We start from the raw sequence: 22,547 nt of genomic DNA, 5'->3' as shown, positions 1-22,547 counted from the left end.
CTTCACGATCTGACCCGAACCGGAGAGCCCCGATGGCACAGCCGCTAGCCCCGTCCCAGACCCCCCTCGTGAGCACCGGCCAGACGCATCTGCCGCAGGTTACCCTGCCGCGCAATCCGGGGATGCCGCTGGACCTGAACTGGGTGCTGTCTGCGCGCGCGAACACCTCTGCGATCGAACGCCGGGCCGCCAGCCTGCCTGCGCGCCGGTCACTGAAAAAGGCGCATCAGGCGGCCTGGCTGCTGCGTGCCATCACCTGTATCGACCTTACCACCCTGTCGGGCGACGACACCGCGCGCCGGGTTGAGCGGCTTTGCGCCAAGGCGCGCCAGCCTGTGGCCCCTGCCCTGCTGAAGGCGCTGGGCATGGGGCCGATCACCACCGGGGCGGTCTGCGTCTATCACGAGATGATCGCGCCCGCCGTCGCGGCGCTGGCAGGCACCGGCATTCCGGTCGCCGCTGTTTCCACCGGGTTTCCTGCCGGGCTATCGCCCTTCGAGCTGCGCCTGAAGGAGATCGAGATGAGCGTCGCGGCAGGGGCCAGCGAGATCGACATCGTGATTTCGCGCCGCCATGTGCTGTCGGGCGACTGGCAGGCGCTCTATGACGAGATGCGCGCGATGCGGGAGGCCTGCGGCGATGCCCATGTCAAGGCGATCCTGGCCACCGGCGAACTGGGCACCCTGCGCAACGTCGCGCGGGCCAGCCTGGTCTGCATGATGGCGGGGGCCGATTTCATCAAGACCTCGACCGGCAAGGAAGGCGTCAACGCCACCCTGCCGGTCAGCCTGGTGATGATCCGTGCGATCCGCGATTATTTCGAGCGCACCGGCGTCCGCATCGGCTACAAACCGGCGGGCGGGATCTCCAAGGCCAAGGATGCGATCACCTATCTGGCGCTGATGAAGGAAGAATTGGGCGACCGCTGGTTGCAGCCCGATCTGTTCCGCTTTGGCGCGTCATCGCTGCTCAATGACATCGAGCGGCAGTTGGACCATCACGTCACCGGCAATTATTCGGCGGGCTATCGCCACGCGACAAGCTAGGGTAACCCATGGGTTACCTTGTTGAAATCGTTTACAAAATATTAACGGGAAAGGGGCGCATATGACCGTCTCTGAAATCTTCGAAACCATGGACTACGGACCGGCCCCTGAATCCGCGGCCGATGCGCTCGCGTGGCTGGTCGACCAAGGCAGCCGGTTCGGCCATTTCATCGACGGTGCCTTTACCGACCCCGGCAAGGGGTTCGACAGCACCAACCCGGCCACGGGCGAAGTGCTGGCAACGCTCACGCAGGCGACGCAGGCGGATGTGGAGACAGCGGTGAAGGCCGCGCGCAGGGCGCAGCCGAAGTGGGAAAAGCTGGGCGGGCATGGTCGGGCGCGGTATCTTTATGCGCTGGCGCGGCTGATGCAGAAGCACAGCCGCCTGTTCGCGGTGCTGGAGGTGCTGGACAACGGCAAGCCGATCCGCGAAGCGCGCGATATCGACGTGCCGCTGGCGCAGCGGCATTTCTATTACCATGCGGGCATGGCGCAGCTGATGGAAAGCGAATTGCCCGACGCGCAGGCGCTGGGTGTCTGCGGCCAGATCATCCCCTGGAACTTTCCGCTGCTGATGCTGGCCTGGAAGGTCGCGCCCGCATTGGCGATGGGCAATACCGTGGTGCTGAAGCCTGCGGAATATACCTCGCTGACCGCATTGCTGTTCGCGGATATCTGCCGTCAGGCGGGGCTGCCACGCGGCGTGGTGAACATCGTCACCGGCGATGGCGCCGTGGGCGAGATGATCGTGAATGCTGACGTGGACAAGATCGCCTTTACCGGCTCGACGCCCGTGGGTCGGCGCATCCGCGAGGCGACAGCAGGCAGTGGCAAGGCGCTGACGCTGGAGCTGGGCGGCAAGTCGCCCTACATCGTCTTTGATGACGCCGATCTGGATTCGGCGGTCGAGGGGCTGGTGGATGCGATCTGGTTCAACCAGGGGCAGGTCTGCTGTGCGGGCTCGCGCCTGCTGGTGCATGAACCGGTGGCGGAGGCATTTTATGCCAAGCTGCGGGCGCGCATGGCCAAGCTGCGGGTCGGTGACCCGCTGGACAAGAGCATCGACGTGGGCACGCTGGTTGATCCGGTGCAGTTGAAATCGGTGACCGAGATGGTGGCGGCGAATACCGCGGGCGAACGCTTTGTCGCGGATGCCGCGCTGCCGGAAAACGGCTGCTATTACCCGCCGACGCTGATCACCGGGCTGAACCCGGCGGATGTGCTGATGCAGGAGGAAATCTTTGGCCCTGTGCTGGTCTCGACCACCTTCCGCACGCCTGCGGAGGCGGTGCAGCTTGCAAACAACACGCGCTACGGGCTGGCAGCGACGCTGTGGTCGGAGAACATCAACCTCGCGCTGGACGTGGCCCCGCAGCTTGCGGCGGGGATCGTCTGGATCAATGGCACCAACCTGATGGATGCCGCCGCCGGTTTCGGCGGGGTGCGCGAAAGCGGCTTTGGCCGCGAGGGGGGCTGGGAAGGGCTGGCGGCCTATACACGGCCCAGATCAGCGCCCAAGCCGCTGAAAGAGATCGAGCCCCACAGCGGCGAAGGCGCGCCGCAGGACCCGATCGACCGGACGGCGAAGCTTTATATCGGGGGCAAGCAGGCGCGGCCCGATGGGGGCTATTCGGCCCCGGTCTGGGGCAGGAACGGTGCGCTGCTGGGGCATGCGAGCCTTGCCAACCGCAAGGATGTGCGCAACGCGGTGGAGGCGGCGCAGGCCGCAAAGGGCTGGGGCAAGACCACCGGCCACCTGCGGGCGCAGATCATCTATTACATGGCAGAGAACCTGGCCGCGCGGGCGGATGAATTCGCGGCCCGTCTGGATGCGATGCAGGGCGGCAAGTCCGGCGCGAAAGAGGTGGAGGCAAGCATCAGGCGGCTGTTCACCTATGCCGCCTGGGCCGACAAATATGATGGCCAGGTGCATGGTGTGCCGATCCGGGGCGTGGCGATGGCGATGAAGGAACCGGTGGGTGTGATCGCGGCGCTTTGCCCAGCAGAGGCACCGCTGCTGGGTCTGATCTCGGTCATGGGGCCGGCGATGGCGATGGGCAACCGCGTGATCCTTGCCGCGTCGGAACCCTATCCGCTGTCGGCCACGGATTTCGTGCAGGTGCTGGAAACCTCCGATGTGCCTGCGGGTGTGGTGAACATCCTGACCGGGCCACATGCGGATGTCGCCGACACGATGGCGCGGCATATGGATGTGGATGCGGTCTGGTCCTTCGGGGCGGGAGAATTCAGCAAGGTCGTGGAGAAAGGGGCCGCGTCGAACATCAAGCGGACATGGGTGAACAACGGCTTTGCCCGCGACTGGATGGGGGGCGACGGCGAAGGCAAAGCGTTTCTTCAGGCCGCGACCGAGGTCAAGAACATCTGGATTCCCTACGGCGAGTGAGGCACGGTGCCGGAGTTTTCAAAAACTCCGGACCAAACTTTTCAAAAAGTTTGCGCACGCGGGCGGCGCGGTTGCTGGTGGTGGGTTGCAAGGCTTTCAGGCCCAGCGTTTTCATGCCCGCCAAGATAGGCGACAGCGCGTAGCACCGCAGCCCGAAACGGAGTTTTCAAAAACTCCGGGCCAAACTTTTCAAAAAGTTTGCGCACGCGGGCGGCGCGGTTGCTGGTGGTGGGTTGCAAGGCTTTCAGGCCCAGCGATTTCAGGCCCGCCAAGATAGGCGACGGCACGTAGCACCGCAGCCCCGCACCGGAGTTTTCAAAAACTCCGGGCCAAACTTTTCAAAAAGTTTGGCTGCGCTGTCCGCTCAGTTGCTGGTGGTGGATTGCAGCCCTTCGGGCTGGCCGACCACCACGAATTGCAAACCTTCCGGGTCCAGCAACGCGCCTGCCACGCGTTTCACATCGGCCAGCGTCACCGCCTCGACCTTGTCGTTGCGGGTGGCGATATAGTCGATGGGCAGGCCCAGCAATTGCATCCCCACCAGGATATTCGCAATCGGCGCATTGCCGTCAAAGCGCAGCGGATAGGCCCCGGTGATATAGGTTTTGGCATCCTGCAGTTCTTTCTCGGTGATGCCGTTTTCTGCCGCCTTGGCCCATTCGGCGCGGATCACCTCTATCGCCTCGGCGATGCGGTTGTTGGCGGAACTGACAGAGCCCATGTAAACCTCGGCCAGGTCGCGGGCCACGAGATAGGAATAGACCCCATAGGTCAGGCCGCGCTTTTCGCGCACCTCGTTCATCAGGCGGCTTTCAAAAGACCCGCCGCCCAGCACATGGTTGAGGATCAGTGCGGCAAAGAAGTCCGGATCGTCCTGCGCGATGCCTTTTTGTCCGAAAAGGGCCACGGATTGCGGGGTCGGAAACTCCACCACGGTCACGTCGCCGGGAATGGTCACATCTGCCCGTGGCGGCATCGGGGCCCCGGTCTCGGGCAGATCGCCCAGCAGGTCATCGACCAGCGCGCCCAGTTCTTCGGGTGTGATGTCACCGACCGCGCCGATATAGACCCGGTCCCGCGCCATGACATCCTTGTGTGCGGCAACCAGATCGTCGCGGGTCAGGGCCGCCACGCTGTCCAGCGTCCCGTTGAGCGAGGAGGCATAGGGATGATCGCCGAACGCGATCCTGTCAAAGGTCTCTGACGCGATGTCATCGGGGTCCTTTGCATCCGACTGGATGATAGACAGCACCTGCCCCCGGACCCGTTCAATCGACGCGTCGTCGAACAGCGGGTCCTGAAGCGCGGCGCGCAGCAGGTCGACGGAGGGCGCGCGGTTTTCGGTCAGGAAACGGGCCGACACCGATACATCATCGCGGGATGCGTCAAAGCCAAAGGAGGTGGCCAATGCTTCGGACGCCTTGGAGAAGGCGCGCGCGTCCATGTCGCCGGCGCCCTCTTCGAGCAGCGCGGTCATCAGGTTGATGGCCCCCCGCTTGCCCGGCCGGTCCAGCGATGCGCCGCCGCGAAAGCGCAGTTCCAGCGCCACGAAGGGGATCGAATGGTCCTCGACCAGCCAGGCGGTCAGGCCGCCGGGGCTTTCGACCGACTGGATGTTCACTTCTGCCCGCGCGGGCAGTGCCATGACGACCGCGAGGATCAGACCATAAATCAGTTTCATTGGGTGACCTCCGGTTTCATCAGCCATCCGGTGACCGACTGCCTTTTATCAAAAACACTGCGCGCGGCGGCCATGATGTCATCGGCGGTGACCGCCTCCAGCACATCGGGCCAGTTCTGCACGTCTTCCACGCTCAGCCCGATGGCCAGCGCCTGGCCGTAGCGGTTGGCGACGGAATCGGCGTCGTCACGGGCATAGATCTGGTTGGCACGGATTTGCAGTTTGATCCGCTCCAGCTGCTCTGCGTCCACGCCGGTCTCCATGAATTGGGCCAGGGCGGCATCCATCGCGTCTTCGGCTTCTTGCAGGCTGACACCGGCGGCGGGCACAACCGCAAGGTCAAACGTCGTGTCGTCCAGCGAGGTGCCCCGGTAGAAGGCACCGGAATAGGTCACGATCTGCTGGTCGAATTGCAGTTTCTCGGCAAGGAAGGATGTGGTCCCGCCGCCCAGAATCTCGGCCAGCATCGTCAGGGCGGCGGCCTGTTCCTGTGCGCCGGGGTCCCGTTCGGGTGCAAGGTAGGATCGGCTGACATAGGGTTGCGCCACCCGTGCGTCGCGGAAGGTCAGCCGCCGCTCTGCCGTCTGGGGCGGTTCCTGGGTCCGCAGCCGCTCGGGCAGGTCCGGGTTGGCCGGAATCACGCCATAATATTTCTCGGCCAATGCGCGCACCTCGTCGGGCTGCACATCGCCCGAGACCACCAGGATGGCATTGTTCGGCGAATAGTAGATCTGGTAGAAGGACAGCGCATCCTCCAGGTCCAGTTCCTCCATCTCGTGCATCCAGCCGATGATCGGGGTGCCGTAGCGGTGGTTGAGGTATTGCGCCGCGTTCATCTGCTCGCCCATCAGCGCGCCGGGATTGTTTTCCGTGCGCTGGTTGCGTTCCTCGATGATCACGTCCCGTTCCGTCGCGATGTTTTCAGGCGTCAGGCGGATGTTGCGCATCCGGTCGCTTTCCATTTCCATCATCAGTTCCAGACGGTCCGCCGCGACACGCTGGTGATAGGCGGTGTAATCGTAGCTGGTAAAGGCGTTGTCACGCCCGCCGTTTGCCGCAACCGTGGCCGAGAATTCACCTGATTCAAGCTTGTCCGTCGCCTTGAACAACAGGTGTTCCAGAAAATGCGCCACGCCTGACGACCCTTTGGGTTCATCCGCCGATCCGGCCCGATACCAGACCATCTGCTGCACAACCGGTGCGCGGTGGTCTTCGACCACCACCACGTCCATGCCGTTATCCAGTGTAAAGGTGGTCACCGCCTCGTTGTCCCTGGCCTGCGCCAGGCCCGGCAGAAGAAGCGCTGCAACAGCGCCAAGAAGTTGCAACCGTTTCATGATCGCTCCTTTGAAAACAACATGAGTGAGGTACGCGCGGGCGCACCGTATTCAAGGCAACTCACGGATAAATGAGTTTTGGGCGGCGCTTAGCTGGGGTTGAAACGCCGGTTGACGGGGGGTGCGGAGGGCGTGCGCGCCCCGGCCCGGCGCCAACGCGCCGCCTCGGTCGCGGCATCCAGCGCCTGCCGTTTGTAGGCTTGTTCGTACCGGTCCACCGGCACGATCCTGATCTGGGTGAACCGTGCCTTGCGCTTGCGGAACTGGGCATCTGTCTCAGCCAGAATGCCCCGGATGCCCGGTGTCACGCCCAGGCGGCTGGCGTGGTTGACCAAAGCGCCATCGCGCCCGTCCACGCCGCCTGACAGCGCCTGCGGGTTGCCGCCAAACGCCGCCACGCCCTCGCTGGTGGCGGACCGGTCCGTGAGGTTCGCCTGCCCCGGTGTCGGCGGCGGCAGGTCGCTGTAATTGGCGGGTTCCTGCAACGGCGCAGAGGGGGACAGCATGAATTCGTCCGGACCCTTGGATTCTGTCCGAAGGTCACGCAATCCCTTGTTGGCACAGGCCGAGAGTGCCAGCGGGATCAGGATCATCAGAGCGATACGGCGCATGGTGCGTCTCCTTTGGGTCTGCCCTTCAATATCGCAGGCAGGCAGGCAATGTCACTTAGGTTTTTTGCGCGGGCGGCGCGGGGCGGATTTACCGTCCCGGCTGAACAGGATCAGGCCCAGGGCACCACCGAAAATGAAAATGTCCGCGACGTTGAAAACAAAGGGGTTTTCGATGCCGCAGCAGGACATGTTGAGGAAATCCAGCACATAGCCATAGACCAGCCGGTCCAGCACATTCGCCAGGGCGCCGCCGACCAGCAGACCGCCGCTGATCTGCGCCAGCCGGGGCTGGGCCGAGCGCATCAGCCAGATTGTCACCGCCGCACAGATCAGCAGTGCCAGTGCGATCAGAATCCAGCGGCTGGCCTCTGACCCGCCGCCGAACAGCCCGAAATTGATGCCCCGGTTTTCGCCATAGCGGAAGTTCAGCAAGGGCGGCAGCACGTCAATCGACCGGATGCGTGCCAGTTCCATGGTATGAATGACCAGGTATTTGCTGATCTGGTCGATCAGAAAAGCCAGCACACTGAAGAGAATGAAACTGCGCATTGGTTTGCCCGCCTCAGTGCCTGAAATGGCGCATGCCGGTAAAGACCATGGCCAGCCCCGCCGCGTCTGCCGCCGCGATCACTTCGTCGTCGCGCATCGACCCGCCGGGCTGGATCAGGGCGGTTGCCCCGGCTTCCGCCGCCGTGATCAGCCCGTCCGCGAAGGGAAAGAACGCGTCCGAGGCCACGACTGACCCTTGGGTCAGCGGGGCGGAGAGGCCCATCGCCTCTGCCATGTCCTGCGCCTTGCGCGCGGCGATGCGGGTGCTGTCCACGCGGCTCATCTGGCCCGCGCCGACGCCCACGGTCGCGCCGTCCTTGACGTAGATGATGGCATTGGATTTGACGTGTTTGGCCACGGTCCAGGCGAACAGCAGGTCGTTCAACTCCTGTTCGGAGGGTTGGCGTTTGGTCATGACCTTCAGATCGTCGCGGGTGATGCGGCCCACGTCCTTGTCCTGCACCAGATAGCCACCCGAGACCTGCCGCACCGCCAGCGCCGCCGCGTCGCGCAGGGCAAGACCGGCAGTGGTGAGCAGGCGCAGGTTTTTCTTTTTGCCAAAAATACGCTTGGCATCGGCGTCAGCACCGGGGGCGATCACCACTTCGGTGAATATCCCGCTGATGGCTTCGGCGGTTTCGCCGTCCAGCATCTGGTTCAGCGCGATGATGCCGCCAAAGGCAGAGGTGCGGTCGCAGTCGAAGGCGCGGGTATAGGCATCGACCATGGTCTTGCCCGTCGCCACGCCGCAGGGATTGGCATGTTTGATGATGGCGCAGGCGGGGCCCTGGGCCGGGTCGAATTCGCTGACCAGTTCAAAGGCTGCGTCGGTGTCGTTGATGTTGTTGTAGCTCAGTTCCTTGCCCTGATGCTGCTGTGCCGTCGCCACGCCCGGACGGTCGGAACCGTCGGTGTAGAAGGCCGCGTTCTGATGCGGATTTTCGCCATAGCGCAGGGTCTGTGCCAGCGTGCCGCCGAATGTCCGGCGGCGCGGGGTGCCCGGCACCTGTGCGGCCATCCATGTGCTGACTGCGGTGTCATAGGCCGCTGTGCGGGCATAGGCGGTCTGGGCCAGACGTTGCCGCAGGGCATAGGTGGTCTGGCCGTCATTGGCCTCAAGCTCTGCGATGACGGCGGCGTAATCCTCGGTATCCACGACGACATTGACGAAGCCGTGGTTCTTGGCCGCCGAGCGGATCATGGCGGGGCCGCCGATGTCGATGTTCTCGATCACTTCGGCGTATTCGGCACCTTTCGCGACTGTCGCCTCGAACGGGTAGAGGTTGACCACCACCAGGTCGATGCCGCCGATGTTGTGTTCGTTCATCGCCGCGACGTGATCGTCATTGTCGCGCAGGGCCAGCAGGCCGCCGTGCACAACCGGGTGCAGCGTCTTGACGCGGCCATCCATCATTTCGGGAAAGCCTGTCACCTCTGCCACGTCCTTGACGGTGAGGCCCGCGTCGCGCAGGGCCTTCGCGGTGCCGCCGGTGGACAACAGTTCAACCCCCTGCGCGGCCAGTGCCTGGCCAAGGTCGACCAGGCCGGTCTTGTCGGATACGGAAAGAAGGGCGCGTTTCACGGGGTAGAGATCAGGCATCTGGCAGGGTCCTATTGTTCGTCCGGTTCGGTGTTGTCAGCCAATGGGTCATCCATTGAAAGATCACGGACGCCAATCGCAGTTTCCTGCGCCTTGGACAAGGACCACCTGACCCTTGTGGCATATGTAAAGGCCATGCCGGACAGCACGATCTGTTGTGCGGCGCGGGGTTTGAGACGTGTGGTCTCAAGATAGGCACCCGGTTCCAGCGAGAGATTATGAGTGCCGTCATGGCGGAACACCCAGATTTCACCGCTTTTCAGCGCCATCGAGACCGCCGCGCCGCCAAGGTCGAGCGTTGCGTCCACATCCGGATGCAGATGAAACCGGATGTCAAAGCGCAACCCCTTGAGCCCGGCAGTATCCAGCGCCTTGTCAAAGCGCCGTTTCTCGATGTCCTCCAGTGCCAGCAGCATGTCTTCGCCTGCAAGGCCCCGGCCATCCAGCGTCAGTTCCAGGGTGCGGGCATGGGTCAGACCGTGCGAGCGCACATAGCCGTTGTGGCCGCCCTGAAAGCGGATGCCGTCGCCCGCAGAGCTCATTTCCACAGGCACATGGGTCGGCCCGTCGATCAGGGCCTCGCGCCCGGTGTGGCGGTCAGGCTCGGACAGCCGGGCGCTGGAGTACCCGCCAAGGCAGAGTGCGGAATGCGACGGGGTCGCCCGCCCGGCGCGGCGCCATTCCAGCCCAAAGGACGCACCCGATCCGCAATTGACCACCAGCGGGCGGCGGCCCGAGGTCAGTTCGAACGCGAGGGTCGAGGCATGGGCATTGCCGGAGGCCGCACCGCTGGGCGGCACAGCGGCATCGACCACCACAGAGGTGCGCCCGCCCGATAGGCGGGCATAGCCCATCGACAACCCATCTGACGCGGACATTCGCACCTTGGCCGCGGCAAGGGCGTGGTCGAGCCAGCCCTCTGCCCCGCGCCCGCCACCGTGGAACCGCGCCAGACCACCGTCAGCGTGGCGCAGGGACCGCAGGGTGGGGGCGATTCTGGAAATTGCCGCCAGATGATCCTTTGGGGTGCCGCGCCCGGCATCGCTGAGTGCTGCGGCGGCCCAAGTCAGCAGGGTGAAGACGGCAAGCAGTTCTTCGGGGTTGCGGGTGGGCAGGCCGCCTTCGGCGTCGATCTGGGTGCGGCATTCGCGCGCCAGCGCCTTGATGGCGGGGTCGGCCAGCGATTCCTGACCTTCAAGGGCAAGGCCTGCGTAGATCAGGCCGGTCAGCGCCTCGAACCTTGGCAGGCCGGGGGCGGCCCCGTGCCAGCGGCGGGACAGGAATTGTGTCTGTTGTTCAAGCGACCGGTAGAACGCCTTGCTTTGATCGGATTCTTGCCCGCGCAGGCAGAACAGCGCGTGGTTGATCCAGCGGATCAGCCGCCTGCCGGTCAGGTCCGGTGTCCAGCCGGGGCCGCGCCCCTTGCCATAAAGCGCGATCCACTCCCACAGCCAGCGTTGTGCGGCCTGCCGCGCGGTGCCGTCGCCCACAGCCGCCAGATCGTCGAGCCAGGCAAAGCCGTGCAGTTCAGCGGCATAGGCCGCATTCGGCACGTCAAGTTGCCAAAGGGTAAGGTCCGGCGCATTGATCAATGTGCCCGCAAAAAGATAGTTGCCGCCGATCAACTGCCGGCCCCGGGCGTAAGAGCCGATGGTGCGCGGTTCGGGCGACGAGACGAAACCCTTGACCTGCGCAGGCGTGCGGGTTGCGGCACGGGCGTGCCACCGGTTGAGAAACCGCGCCTTCTGTGCGGTCAGGCCGGGGATGTTGAACATGTTTTGCTGCCCTTGACGCTCTGCTGGCGTTTGCGGTCAGCATAGCGGCTGACCCGGCGGGTGTCACCGCTTTTTGCCAGGGGGTCGCGGGATCGGCGTGAATGGTCAGAATTGGGCTGTTGCCGGGGCAGCGACGGCTCTATCCTGCGGCCATGATCGCCAGCCTGATGATGTATGCCAGACCCGAAACCGATGCCGCGCTGGGGCGGTACTGGGCGCTGATCCGCAAGGCCCTGGCCGCGCGTGGGATCGCGTCACCGGTCACCCTGTCCAACACAACCGAGTCATTTGCGGTCTGGACCGACCCCGCGCTGGTGCTGAGCCAGACCTGCGGCATGCCCTTTCGAACGCGGCTGCATGACAAGGTGACCCTGGTCGGCACGCCGGATTTCGGCGTCGAGGGCTGCCCGCCGGGATATTACCGCAGCGCCATTGTGGTGCGGGCGGAGGACGACCGCGCCACGCTGGCCGATTTTGCAGCCGCAAGGTTCACCTACAACGAGACCCTGTCGCAATCCGGCTTTGCAGCGATACATGCCGCTGCCCGCGCGGCGGGGTTCTGGTTCGGGGATCGCAGCCAGAGCCATGGGCATGTGCATTCCGCCAGGGCCGTGGCCGAAGGCCGCGCAGATATCGCCGCGCTTGATGCCGTGACCTGGCGGCTGATCCGGCAATTTGAGCCCTGCGCGGATCAATTGCGGGTGCTGGAGTGGACAGAACCGACGCCCGGCCTGCCCTATATCACCGCGCGCGGGATGGACGGCGCTGCCGTATTCGAGGCGGTGGCCGAGGCGATGGCGGCGCTGTCGGCACCGGACCGCGCGGCGCTTGGGCTGCAAGGGATGGTTGCGATCTCTGCCAGCGACTACCTGGATGTTCCCAACCCGCCCTCTGCGGACATTTGACGCGCCCTGCGTTACCACCGCCGGGATCTGTGTTTCCCGGTCACGCGCTGCCCGTGGCTTTGCACGGATGATGATACGCAGATGAAGACATGTCATTTTTGACATGTCATCTTTGGCCAAGGACTGGAGCTGTCGCGCTTTCATGCCACCCCGGGTGCTGGTTCAAAGAAACGAACCCTTACAGCGGCCGGCCATTACAGCATTTCGCCTTTGCCTTGAGACACCAATTATCACCTAGAGCTTTGAAATATATGATTTCAGGCAGCTTTAGGTGATTCAGGTCCAACGCGAACCGCTCTCCCCTAAGGCAGAACACATCGCCAATGTCCCACGAGCGCGTCGCGCGGCAGGGAATTGGCCGTTCAATTTTTCGACGAGGCGTGCCGACTTGATCCAAATCCTGCTTCGCAGCAGGAGTTCCAGCGTTTCTGCGGTGTAGATTGCGGGCAACGGGGTGGCGCGACAAGGATTGCAATCTGACGCGGACAACATACCGCGTAAATGCCGCGCATGGGAAACGCCAAGCGACCCCTGCTGAGCGCCCCTTCCCTCAAAGGAAATAGGCTTCGCGGTTCAGTTATCGCTCACTATGTTGGCACCTTGGGACTTCTGCTCGATGGCCTCACTGCACTCTGACTTCGTGCCGGAAGCCTGGTAGCCGAATTGTGACAAAATCGCCAACCAGTCGACTTCATCCGACATGGTTTCGGCTGTTCTTGCAGCAACTTTTTGCACCATTTCCCGGATCAAATGTCGCTCATCGTCGGACAGATCGGACATTATCGCTTTGTCCGCTGCGTATGATAGCGGCACAATATCGTTGTATACTGCCTCTCCCCGCTTGGTCAGCCGCAGCACGACGCGACGTCGGTCCCTTCGATCCGTGCGCCGGGAAACGAATTTCTTTCCGACGAGCTGGTCCAATGCGCGGGTGATGCTGACCTGATCCATTGCGCTGATCTCGGCCAGGCTCTTGGCAGACAACGGGGCATGGTTGCGAATTATCGCGAGCAGACGCCAGCCAACCACGGTCAGTTGGAAGCGTTCCCTGTACATCTTTTCGAGCACGTGACTGACGCGGTTGCTGATGACAGTAAATACGTGCGCAATCGAGTCTTCGGGCGTGAAGAAATTCTCGGGAAGATGGTGGCGACGCAGTTCTTCTCCGACGTGGTCTTCAGTTTCTGAGCTCTTCCACTTTACCACATCACCTCACTTCACCCAACGTTTCCGCGCTGCGTCTTTATAGCCACCGTCGCCCTATCAGCTTGACGTTCCAAGGTCTACTCTCTTGGGGGGGGACAGCTGAATTTGAACCACCAATTTGGACCATAAAGCCTTGACTTTGAATAGCCCCTGGCCGCGCGTCCCAGAAAAGGGGACAACGCGGGATCATAGGATGTTGTACCTTGGCGGGATAGCAAATGGAGACACTGGCGGGATGAGCACCAGCGATCAGCACGATGATCTAGTCACAGGACCCGGAAAGGAACGGAAGGTGGAATCCCCTTGCGTGCGTATCTGCAAGCAGGACCGACAGGCCGGCTTTTGCATTGGCTGCGGACGCACGGTTCAAGAGGTATTTCGCTGGTACGACATGCCAGACAGCAAGCGCCGGGAAACTTTGGCGGAGCTGCCAGGCCGGTTGGAGTCCGTTAAGCTCAATACGGGTGAATGAACCACGTCCCCGGGGCCGCAACTTAGCCTGGAGCACCGCAGGTTCTCATGGGATCACAACGCCGCTTTGGCCATTTGTGCACCCAATGGGTTGAGGCACCGTAGAACCCTCGCCATTGTGCAGGCATTGTTCTGAACATTCTGGCTGGTCGTCGCGAACCGCCGCCGCCCATGACAATCACAACCCGGCATGCATTGCAGCCGAGCTGCGAACCTGCGGCCAATCGCGGCCATAATGACTGCTTGAGGAGAAAAGCAGATGGAGCGCTCGGAAGCGTTCGAGGCGCTGTGTCGAATGCCGCGCAAAAGCGGCTCGATCCTGCCGTTCGCTGCATTTTTCAGGAATGACCGCTTGGCCGCTGCCCCGTCCTTCGGACGTAGCGCCGCGCTCTGGGTCAGCGATGTGACGCGAAAGTCGGTTTTGCTTGGCATCTAACACGATGGGAAAGCTGAAGCTCTGCGGGATCGGGGCGTCAGGGAAGCCTTTTAGCCCATCTGCAACCGCGATCAGAACGTCCGCCACGCCCCGGTTGCGCAGATTACTCATGACGCTGAGCCGGAAATTTGCACCGTCGTTGTTGGCGGCCCGAAGAAACGCCTGTCTCTAACGCGACATGCAGCCAATTGATTTCAATTGGCGTCTTCAAGGTCGCGCCGCATCAACAATCTGGGCGGTAACCTTGAAGAAGGGGATCAATCCGACTGTCTGCTAAGGAGGCAGCTGCGGCGGTCAGAGGCTTTGCATTTTCGACCGCCGCACCTGGGAGGTAAGCCGTTGTTCTTAAGCGTCAGGACCTGCGGCTTGCGCCTCGTCGTCATAGCGCTGGCGCACTTCCACGCAAAGGTCAGTCATCGCTTCTACGACGTCTCTGCCTTCCTCGATGGCTTTTTTCTTGGTTCCGACCCAAAGGGCAAGATCGGCCTTTGCCTTTTCGTCATGCCGATTCCAGTTCTCTTCCAGCGGCGTGGTAATTTCCATCCGAATGCCCGCCGGGTCGGTGAAATAGATGCTGAGGATCATGCCCTTGTGGTCTGTGGGGCCCTGAACTTCCAGACCGTTGGACTGCAGCCATTCGTACCACTTCATGACTTCATCGGGGTCGGCAGCCTGTAGCGCGATGTGGGTGAAAACATCATAGGCAACATGCGACGACTTGGCCGGCGCTGGTACGCCAGGTGCCTCGAAGAATGCCAGGGTCGAGCCGTCACCCATCCGGAAAAAGAGATGGAAGTAGGGAATCTTCAAACCGGTCGAGGGACTGGTGTCCTCGATTACGGTGCTTACCAAATCCATACCCATGATGCGTGTATAGAACTCGGCTGTTGCCTCGGCGTCCGGTGTTACCCAAGCAGCATGATTGAGCATCATCGGCGTCAGTCCGGGATTGGGACGTTTCGACATGCTCAGTGAGCCGGGGTTTTTGGGAAGTGCGCCTGTGATGTTGGACATATCAAATCCGCCTATTGGTTAGTGTTATAAAATTGCACCGCGCGCGCGGTCGGTTGCGTCCCGCGCCAAGTCCTGACCAATGGGCGCAGACGTCATGGCGCCCGCCGTTGGAATGGAATTGAACCGCAATCAGCATGTCTGGAATATCGGCAAAAAGTACGGCAACGTCAGTCCCTGTGGCTGGGGACCGGCGTGCTAACCATCTCATCAGTAAGCAAAAATACGCCAAACGGGACCCACCCCGGCGCAGCCAAGAGCGACATAGACGGCCTTGTTCTTCATCGTTCATCTGGGAGAATCGCGGATCTTCACCCGCAGGTTTACGAAAATCACGTCGGATAGGTCCGGTTCAACGCGCGGCTCTGCCGGTCCCCGACCGCATTCAGGACGTCATCGGGGCCGCGCCACTGACACCTCGCCGTGTTTCGGGAAAAAATGGGCCGGGAAATATGCTGCGATCGTCCCGGCCTGGCATCAGTTTTGGCGGGAGGTGATCCCGTTCTTTGGTTTCAATCTGGCGATCCGTAGCTTGGAGAAGGAGGGCTGAAGCCCGGTCATTTCAACGCCCCCCGTCAGGGAAGCGCGCGTGACCCGAGCGGCCTCAGCCGGTGGGCAACCATTCTTCCAAAGTCACTTCGAGGGTAACGCAAACCGGATTTGCACCCGCTATGAAGGGGCCGCCATAGACCTCGCCATCGGTGTCAGCGACCACCCCGGACAAAACCGCCCTGACCGCGCCATCGTCCGTCGCGCGCACTTCGCCGGTCAGGTTTGTAAGCTCGACTGCTGGTCCTGTAACGTGCAGGTATTTGCCGTCCGGTGTCCCGAGGCATGCGTCGGTAAGACTGCCGACTGCACCACGAACAAAGGCATTCTTGAAACCCCGTGCCAGGCATATCTTTTCGATGCCCAGCACCAAATCTTCGTTCGGTCCGATCCGCGCATAGGCCACCCGTCCGGTCGATCCGGTTTCGATCAAGATTGGCTCACTCATGATTTTTTTCCTCGTAGGGTTGTAGCGCCGGAAAGTTGGTTTCTTTGTCAAAGACCTGATGCACGGCAAAAGTTTCGTGAGAAGTGACATGCGCAAAGATCGGGGCGTCACCCACGGTACAAAGATCGGGCAAGACGTGCCCGCCCCGCAATTCGCCGCGCTCGGTACGGATTGTCGCGTGACAATGCACCAGCGGCGCGCCCTCGGTACTGGTGCCCAGCGTCGCGTTTCCGAAAACCATGTAGCTATGGCCGGTCGGGATGGGCGGACCAAAGGCGATGACGGCCCCTCCCTCAGGATCGGGAGGGGCAACAACAAAGTTGAACTCCCGGTAATAGCCGCCGAGAAGCGTCATGGACGCACTCTTGATGCCGCATGCCGCAAGGGGCACTGCGATGCTCTCGTACAGGTTGGCGCCGGGTTGAAGCTGCAGGCGCACATGACGTCCAAATGGCGATCCTTCACAGTGAACCCGAACCGGGTTCATTTGTCCGGGATGGATCAGACTTCGGGAACGCAGCGGCTGAAGTTTGGGAGTTTGTCTCAATGAGATCTCCGATTGTCTTGAGTAATTAAAGGGTTCGGGCAGGTCTGAATCAGTTGAGAAGGCCGTGGGCCACGTCCATGCCGTCACGGTCGGCCGGGTATCGACGTAATTCCATAAACACTTCAGCCCTCACTTCGGTCAGACGACCGCTACAATCAAACCGTCTCCGCCCAATTGGTCTGTCCCCATGCCCGGTTACGCATCAGGCGACAAAGAGAAGGCTTTATGCGCGCAGGACCTGACCGCGGTGTCGGCCGGTCTTGCCCGGCACACTGATCCCAAGGCCGGTCTCCCCGCCGCGCGAGGTCCGTTTGGCGCCGCAGGGACAAGTTTTTTTCACCAGAATACAGATTGCGACTCTGGCGTGAAAATTTCGGGATTCCCCAGGTGAAATTTAAATAAGTAAAATCAGTATTTTAAATTTGGATAAAGCCGGGGGTTCTGAATATTAGTTTCACATTGCATATTTTTAAAAATGCAATAATATTCCAGTGCAGGAAGGTATGGGAGGACTTTTCGATGACGGCTTCACTTATTTTTTCCGTTGCCAACGGCGACCAAGGAGCACCCTTCGATTTGGTAGAATTGCCTGAGATCGTGGAAGCGATCGGGAGCGACAGTTTTGCCGATAGTCTGCTATCCTGCTTCGACAAGTTGCTGGGTGCCGACCATTGCTCCGTCTACCGGTTGGAAGGTTTTGAACTGTCCGAAGTTGCGTCCGCCAGTGTTGAAGGGGCACGCGCAGTAGCGCGGTCCGACCTGACCGTCTATGAGGTGAGGCGACAGCTTTCCATGTCAGGAACGGGACTGCGGATCGACGTCGCCAACATCAGCGACGATGAGATCGCCCAGAGCCCGGTCCGCACGCTGCGGCGGCACCAGCGCGTCATGATTTGCGCCCGTCGGCCCGAGGCGTCCTACTGCCTGCAAATCATGCGTTCAGCACATCAGGCAGAACTCACCGACGAGGACGTAAAGAGCCTCCGACAGGCTGCCGGCATCGTGATTTCAGCCATCGTCAAGCATCTTGATCTCACGCTTCGGCGCCCCAACCTCACACCGGCGCTCTCCTTGCTGGAGAATATCGAAACATGCATTTTGTCCTCCAAGCACCTTTCGCGCCGTGAGGGTGAGGTTTGCGCGCGCATTCTTTACGGCCTCTCGTCCATAGGGATCGCGCTTGATCTGGGCATTGGCAAAGAGAGCGTCATGACCTATCGCAAACGGGCGTATCAGCGCCTTGGAATTGGCTGCCGGCGTGAGCTGCTCATGTGGTATCTGGCGCTATGGAGCGGCGGGCAGCCGTCGAACACGCAGCCCACACTGAACTGACTGCCTGCCTTCCCCAGATACCCGCGCAGGTCGCGCCGTGGGAGAGCGTCATCAGCGGAGACAAACGCAAGCGTCGGAACGGCATTGCCATTCAAATACTCCGATTACAGCGTTCCGCATTTACCATGACGCATTTCTCATCACTTAACGCGTTGAAAAGTATGCATTCAGGCAGCGTTTGGTGATTCAAGTTTAACGCGAAGTGCCATAGGTTGTCCCCACCAGCGGTTACATTGACTGCCGAACTTTCCCTCTAGCGTGAGCGATCATAACTCTTGGCTTCGGGGTGGGTGCCCCACCAAGAAAAATTTGGAAGGGAAGAAAAATGGGTAGGGCCACGATAAAGACAGACTTGATGAGGATAATTCCTTCAATTGCCCTGGCGCTGACCATCGGTGTCGGAACCGTTGCGCTCCCGGTCAAGGGATACGCCGCTGATGAAGTGACTACCATGCCAAGGCAGGCGCCGGGCTTTTACAAATGGACCCTTGGTAACTTCGCGATCACGTCATTGAGCGACGGCACGTTCGATCTGCCGGTCGATCAGCTTCTTATTGGTCCCGAACCTGGCGAGGTTGCCGCCGCGTTCGAGTTGGCATTTGCCAAGCTGCCGATGGAAATGTCGGTCAATGCCTTTCTGATCGACACAGGTGCGCAGCTGATCCTCGTCGATGCAGGAGGTGGAAGCCTGTATGGTCCGACGCTGGGTCAGACGCAGCAGAACCTGATCGCAGCCGGCTACCAGCCAGATCAGGTAGATTTGGTCCTTTTGACCCACATCCACGGCGACCATTCAGGGGGATTGTCCATCGAGGGCAAACCTGCATATCCGAACGCCAAGGTCTGGGTGGGCCAGGGCGATATAGACTTCTTCACCGACCCGGACAAGAAAGAGGCCGCTGCTGGCCTTGACGAATTGAACTTCTCCGCTGCGCAATCCTTGCTGTCAGCCTATCAGGAAGCAGGCCAGCTCGTCGCCTTTTCCGGTGAGCGCGAGATCGTTCCTGGCGTGCGCGCCCTGCCTGCAATAGGCCATTCGACTGGGCATACCGTTTATGCAATCGAAAGCGAAGGTGAGAGTCTGGTGCTGCTGGGTGACCTTCTCCATGTTCCGCAAGTTCAGTTTGCGCATCCTGAATATTCGATGGTCTTCGACCTTGACCAAGATGAGGCCGCGGCTGTCCGCAAGACCGTCCTTGATGGTGCATCCGGGAAGCGCCAATGGATAGCTGGCGCGCATTTTTCCTTTCCCGGCATTGGCCACCTTTTGGCAAAAGGGGATGGCTTTACCTATGTTCCCGCTGAATACTCGGCCAATCGGTAGCACAGCACGAATTCAGTAGAAAATTGAGCGGCCCGCGGTGTCATCAAGGCGACATCGCGGGCCTGACTGCGTCTGATTGAAGGTGCTGCCGGGGTGTTGGCATGGCAGCCTGTCGGCAATCCGCGAAGACCCGCCTTCGTGGGGTCAGGCGATGTTCGCCGCGATCCTCCAGAAATCGAGTGCCTGCAATGATGGTTCTGGCTGACGGGTGGCATATTGGGGCAAAGAATCCGTTTGGAATTGCTGACGGAACCGTCACGAAGTTCTGCAAGCCGCCCGGTGATCCACGCCCTAAACCTTGCACATTTTCCCGCTCAAGTTAGCTGCCCAGGCTGAGGCGGGACTTTTCTTTGATCCGCGCCAAAGTGGCCAAATCAGATCGCTGACTGCGGCTGGCAGTATGATTGTGGAATGCCCGCAAACCGTGTGAGCTGACGTTCATAACACGGCACATCCGCCCGATGGCAAATACGGAATGGCGGTCATCGAGAACCCTGAACCTCAGGCCCTTTGGTTCGCGAAGAACAAAGACGCGGTGCCGCTGATCGTAATCAGCGGCACCTGGGTCAGTCAGGTATGCACGACTCGTGACGCGGACAACAACAGCGCACTGAACGTGACATCACCGATGGCTGCCTGTCGCTTCCGGGAGGCTAGTTGAATAGCAGCTCAGGAAGAAACAAAGCGATGACTGGAAACAACGCTACAAGGGCAATTCTAACGATATCCACGCTGATGAAGGGTATCACACCGCGAATGATCTTGCTGATCGGCACGTCCGGCGCAACGGAGCGCATGACGAACAGATTAATTCCAATCGGTGGCGTGATGAGCCCCAGCTCGCAGAGCATCACGAGAATGATGCCAAACCATACCGGATCAAATCCCAGTCCGACCACGATGGGGAAAAACAGTGGGACTGTCAGAAAGATCATGGACATCGTTTCCATCACCATTCCCAACAACACGTAGATCAAGCAGATCACAACGATGATCATCGCAGGCGAGAACCCCGATTGGGTCATGAACTCCAACAATGCGCGGTGCACGCCGGAATAGTTCAAGAACTCGCTAAACAGTGCCGCACCGATCACCAGCGCAAACAGGATTGCTGTTGTTCGGGCACTGTCGATCAGGATGTCGTAGAGCTTCCGAAGTGTGAGCTTCCTGCGTGCAAGCGCGATGATGAAGGCGCCGAAGGCCCCAAAACCTGCCGCCTCTGTCGCGGTGAAAACTCCCAAATAGATTCCGCCGATCACAGTGACAAACAGCAAAAGTGCAGCCCAGACTCCGGCGAGCGATCTGAACCTATCACCCCAACTTACAAGGGGGGCCGTTGGGGCAGCGGTCGGGCTGCGCTTGACCGTGTAGCGCACGGCAGCCAGATAAAGCAGCACGCCTAGCAGACCGGGGATGAGCCCCGCCGCATAGAGTTTGCCGATATGGGTTTCAGTGAGGATTCCGTAGACCACCATCAACACGCTCGGCGGAATGAGAATGCCCAGAGTTGCACCAGCCGCAATGGAGGCGGTACTCAGGCCGTCATCGTATTTGTAGTGGCGCATCGAGGGCATGGCGACCTTGCCGATGGTCACCACTGTGGCGACGCTTGATCCGCAAATCGAGGCAAATCCGCCACTTGCCAGCACTGTGGCCATAGCCAGGCCGCCCCGGCGATGGCCGACAAACGCCTGCGCCGCATGGTAAATCTCACGCGACACGCCGGTGCCGGCAATGAAGTTGCCCATCAGGATAAAGAGCGGGATCACCACCATGGCATAGGACATCGTACTCTCACGCGTGACGATAGCAGCCATGATGGCAGATTGGGGCCAGCCCACGAGATGGCCGAAGCCGAGAAACCCCGTGACGCCCATTGCAAGGGCGATTGGAACGCGCAGGAAGATGAGGAGGAATGCAAAAGCAAAACCGATCAGAGCAATTGTCATATTAGTTCTCCACCGTCGTCTTCGAGGGCTTTTCGCTGGTAGGTTCATCGGAAGTCGGGCTATCGAGCCCTTCGGCCTTCAGGATCCGTTCAAGTTCGGGGTTCTTCGTTTCTTTCAGGTTCCAATTTCGCAAAGCCGCAAAAAACATGAGCGCTGCAACAAACGACAAGATCGAAATGCTATACATGATGGGCGCAAGTGGAATTTGCAGCGAAGGCGTGGTATCTTGGTAACCGACGGCCTGATCCCCAATAATCCACAACCTCCAGCCGATAATTGCAAAGAGCCCCGACCCGAGAACGGTCACGAGAATCTTTTCGACCCGCACCAAGAAAATACCTCGAAAAGGATCTATCAAGTCGACCGCGATATGCTCTTCGCTTGCTGCAACCAGTGGCAGCATCAGAAAAATTGAGGCGGCGAGCAGGATTTCGGATAATTCGCTGCCACCCGTGAGTGGCCGATTGAAGACACTCCGGCCAATCACATCGACAAATGTCACCATCATCAGCGCAAAAAGCGCAGTCGCAGCGAGTACGCTGGCGATTGTTGCAAGTTTTCTTGTCATCTTTGAACTCCAGAATGAAAGGGGGTCACGACGTCGCTGTTGTCTTCGCGGCAGCCGCCGCAGTGATAAGTTGAATGACATATGACCTTATGCAGATCGCACATGCTTGATATGGCACGTTGCATGGTCACCTGTCGCCTAGGGGATTTGAGTGGATGGTACTGAACTCGACGCTGCATGCTTGTTCGTCAAAATGCGTAAAAACCTTTCTGGCCGACACCCGGCCAAAACAAAGGTCTTAAGGCAAAAACATCCTCACGACGCAGAGCTAGCTTGCCGCGCCTCCCGAGATTCCGGACAGAAGGTCGATCATCACCCGATTTTTGGTAGACCGCACGATCGCCCCGAACTGCAGACATGTCGCCCTTAAGTGGACTGACATCTCGTCGCAAACTACGATGAATGGCATTGTGCCACGCCTCGCGCAAATTCTGACTATAGCAGAAGCAGCCATCGCCGCTCCGATGCCATTGACAGTGTTCATATGGACTCCCCCCAGTATGAATTTGAGACTTTTAGCAGTCCGCATTGTCGTTTTCCGGTCGTTCTCACATTACTCACCTCGCTTTAGCGATGATCCTCAAGGACATGCGATCTACGACGGCTGGCGATTTACTCTTCAGGCAGCTGGGTCACCCCAACGGCGCAACTTGCTGTGCCCCGCACCTAACCATGAACAAACTTTGTCAGATGTCACACACCGCAGGGACATACTCAATTCTTGATTTGGTGTGACATGCCCATGCTGGACCGCGCCGGTAGCTGCGCCGGCACCTATAATAATCAAGGGAGGAGAAC

Annotated in this window: 19 protein-coding genes and 2 pseudogenes; 7 read left to right on the top strand and 14 right to left on the bottom strand. The window is 60.5% G+C overall.

Features of this window, described 5'->3' with window-relative positions:
* Positions 1–32: 32 nt before the first annotated feature.
* Positions 33–1,046, top strand: coding sequence for a deoxyribose-phosphate aldolase (gene deoC, locus A8B82_RS10410; protein ID WP_067291749.1), 1,014 nt, complete (start codon positions 33–35; stop codon positions 1,044–1,046).
* A 61-nt stretch (positions 1,047–1,107) separates the two neighbouring features.
* Positions 1,108–3,450 (top strand): aldehyde dehydrogenase family protein, encoded by a 2,343-nt coding sequence (locus A8B82_RS10405; RefSeq protein WP_067291747.1) that lies wholly within the window; start codon positions 1,108–1,110, stop codon positions 3,448–3,450.
* 364 nt (positions 3,451–3,814) lie between these two features.
* Here the strand turns inward: A8B82_RS10405 and A8B82_RS10395 are convergent, their stop codons facing one another.
* From A8B82_RS10395 to A8B82_RS10370, 6 genes are all read right to left on the bottom strand, one after another.
* Positions 3,815–5,131 (bottom strand): M16 family metallopeptidase, encoded by a 1,317-nt coding sequence (locus A8B82_RS10395; RefSeq protein ID WP_067291741.1) that lies wholly within the window; start codon positions 5,129–5,131, stop codon positions 3,815–3,817.
* Positions 5,128–6,468, bottom strand: coding sequence for a M16 family metallopeptidase (locus tag A8B82_RS10390; RefSeq protein WP_067291737.1), 1,341 nt, complete (start codon positions 6,466–6,468; stop codon positions 5,128–5,130). Before A8B82_RS10390 ends, A8B82_RS10395 begins: the two co-directional genes overlap by 4 nt.
* 89 nt (positions 6,469–6,557) lie before the next feature.
* Positions 6,558–7,079: a DUF3035 domain-containing protein gene (locus A8B82_RS10385; RefSeq protein WP_067291734.1), complete on the bottom strand. Its 522-nt coding sequence runs from the start codon at positions 7,077–7,079 to the stop codon at positions 6,558–6,560.
* 51 nt (positions 7,080–7,130) lie between these two features.
* The gene (gene lspA, locus A8B82_RS10380; RefSeq protein ID WP_067291731.1) at positions 7,131–7,628 is read right to left on the bottom strand and encodes a signal peptidase II; all 498 of its coding nucleotides are present in this window, start codon (positions 7,626–7,628) and stop codon (positions 7,131–7,133) included.
* Positions 7,629–7,641: 13 nt separating this feature from the next.
* On the bottom strand, positions 7,642–9,228 hold the full coding sequence (purH, locus tag A8B82_RS10375) for a bifunctional phosphoribosylaminoimidazolecarboxamide formyltransferase/IMP cyclohydrolase (protein WP_067291728.1): 1,587 nt from the start codon (positions 9,226–9,228) through the stop codon (positions 7,642–7,644).
* Between the two features lie 11 nt (positions 9,229–9,239).
* Positions 9,240–11,003 carry a heparinase II/III family protein gene (locus tag A8B82_RS10370; protein ID WP_067291725.1) on the bottom strand — a complete coding sequence of 588 codons (1,764 nt, stop codon included), beginning with the start codon at positions 11,001–11,003 and terminating at the stop codon, positions 9,240–9,242.
* Between the two features lie 101 nt (positions 11,004–11,104).
* Between A8B82_RS10370 and A8B82_RS10365 the strand changes: the two genes are divergently transcribed.
* Positions 11,105–11,908, top strand: coding sequence for a phosphate/phosphite/phosphonate ABC transporter substrate-binding protein (locus A8B82_RS10365; protein WP_235604665.1), 804 nt, complete (start codon positions 11,105–11,107; stop codon positions 11,906–11,908).
* A gap of 573 nt (positions 11,909–12,481) precedes the next feature.
* Here A8B82_RS10365 and A8B82_RS10360 read toward each other — a convergent pair.
* A complete protein-coding gene (locus A8B82_RS10360) occupies positions 12,482–13,114 on the bottom strand; it encodes a MarR family winged helix-turn-helix transcriptional regulator (protein ID WP_067291723.1) in 633 nt (210 codons plus the stop codon).
* Positions 13,115–13,307: 193 nt separating this feature from the next.
* Here A8B82_RS10360 and A8B82_RS24800 point away from each other — a divergent pair, with 193 nt between their 5' ends.
* Positions 13,308–13,586, top strand: a complete 279-nt coding sequence (locus tag A8B82_RS24800; protein ID WP_443069337.1) for a DUF1289 domain-containing protein — start codon at positions 13,308–13,310, stop codon at positions 13,584–13,586.
* A 177-nt stretch (positions 13,587–13,763) separates the two neighbouring features.
* Here A8B82_RS24800 and A8B82_RS24795 read toward each other — a convergent pair.
* The 4 genes and pseudogenes from A8B82_RS24795 to A8B82_RS10340 all read right to left on the bottom strand — a co-directional run.
* A pseudogene (locus tag A8B82_RS24795) lies at positions 13,764–14,168 on the bottom strand (transposase); the annotation flags it as partial.
* 198 nt (positions 14,169–14,366) lie between these two features.
* Positions 14,367–15,035: a VOC family protein gene (locus A8B82_RS10350; RefSeq protein ID WP_201120779.1), complete on the bottom strand. Its 669-nt coding sequence runs from the start codon at positions 15,033–15,035 to the stop codon at positions 14,367–14,369.
* A gap of 601 nt (positions 15,036–15,636) precedes the next feature.
* Positions 15,637–16,029 (bottom strand): PPC domain-containing DNA-binding protein, encoded by a 393-nt coding sequence (locus A8B82_RS10345; protein WP_067291721.1) that lies wholly within the window; start codon positions 16,027–16,029, stop codon positions 15,637–15,639.
* Positions 16,022–16,576, bottom strand: coding sequence for a PCC domain-containing protein (locus A8B82_RS10340; RefSeq protein WP_201120778.1), 555 nt, complete (start codon positions 16,574–16,576; stop codon positions 16,022–16,024). Before A8B82_RS10340 ends, A8B82_RS10345 begins: the two co-directional genes overlap by 8 nt.
* 519 nt (positions 16,577–17,095) lie before the next feature.
* On the opposite strand from A8B82_RS10340, the gene A8B82_RS10335 reads away from it, so the two are divergent.
* Positions 17,096–17,908, top strand: a complete 813-nt coding sequence (locus tag A8B82_RS10335) for a helix-turn-helix transcriptional regulator (protein ID WP_067291715.1) — start codon at positions 17,096–17,098, stop codon at positions 17,906–17,908.
* A 355-nt stretch (positions 17,909–18,263) separates the two neighbouring features.
* The gene (locus A8B82_RS10330; protein WP_067291712.1) at positions 18,264–19,232 is read left to right on the top strand and encodes an MBL fold metallo-hydrolase; all 969 of its coding nucleotides are present in this window, start codon (positions 18,264–18,266) and stop codon (positions 19,230–19,232) included.
* 322 nt (positions 19,233–19,554) lie between these two features.
* On the opposite strand, the pseudogene A8B82_RS24520 reads toward A8B82_RS10330, so the two are convergent.
* Positions 19,555–19,758 (bottom strand): annotated as a pseudogene (locus tag A8B82_RS24520) (IS3 family transposase); the annotation flags it as partial.
* Between A8B82_RS24520 and A8B82_RS10325 the strand changes: the two are divergent.
* Complete coding sequence (locus A8B82_RS10325; RefSeq protein WP_067291709.1) at positions 19,708–19,893, top strand: hypothetical protein; 186 nt, start codon at positions 19,708–19,710, stop codon at positions 19,891–19,893. The pseudogene A8B82_RS24520 and the gene A8B82_RS10325 overlap by 51 nt on opposite strands.
* On the opposite strand, the gene A8B82_RS10320 is transcribed toward A8B82_RS10325, so the two are convergent.
* The gene (locus A8B82_RS10320; RefSeq protein ID WP_067291706.1) at positions 19,886–21,181 is read right to left on the bottom strand and encodes a TRAP transporter large permease; all 1,296 of its coding nucleotides are present in this window, start codon (positions 21,179–21,181) and stop codon (positions 19,886–19,888) included. The two genes, A8B82_RS10325 and A8B82_RS10320, sit on opposite strands and share 8 nt — an antisense overlap.
* Position 21,182: 1 nt before the next feature.
* A complete protein-coding gene (locus A8B82_RS10315) occupies positions 21,183–21,749 on the bottom strand; it encodes a TRAP transporter small permease (protein ID WP_067291704.1) in 567 nt (188 codons plus the stop codon).
* Positions 21,750–22,547 lie beyond the last annotated feature (798 nt).

Source organism: Sulfitobacter sp. EhC04 (assembly GCF_001650875.1).
Taxonomy (GTDB): Bacteria; Pseudomonadota; Alphaproteobacteria; order Rhodobacterales; family Rhodobacteraceae; genus Sulfitobacter.
The sequence above is the reverse complement of the archived record's forward strand: the minus strand, read 5'-3'. Positions and strand labels throughout refer to the sequence as shown.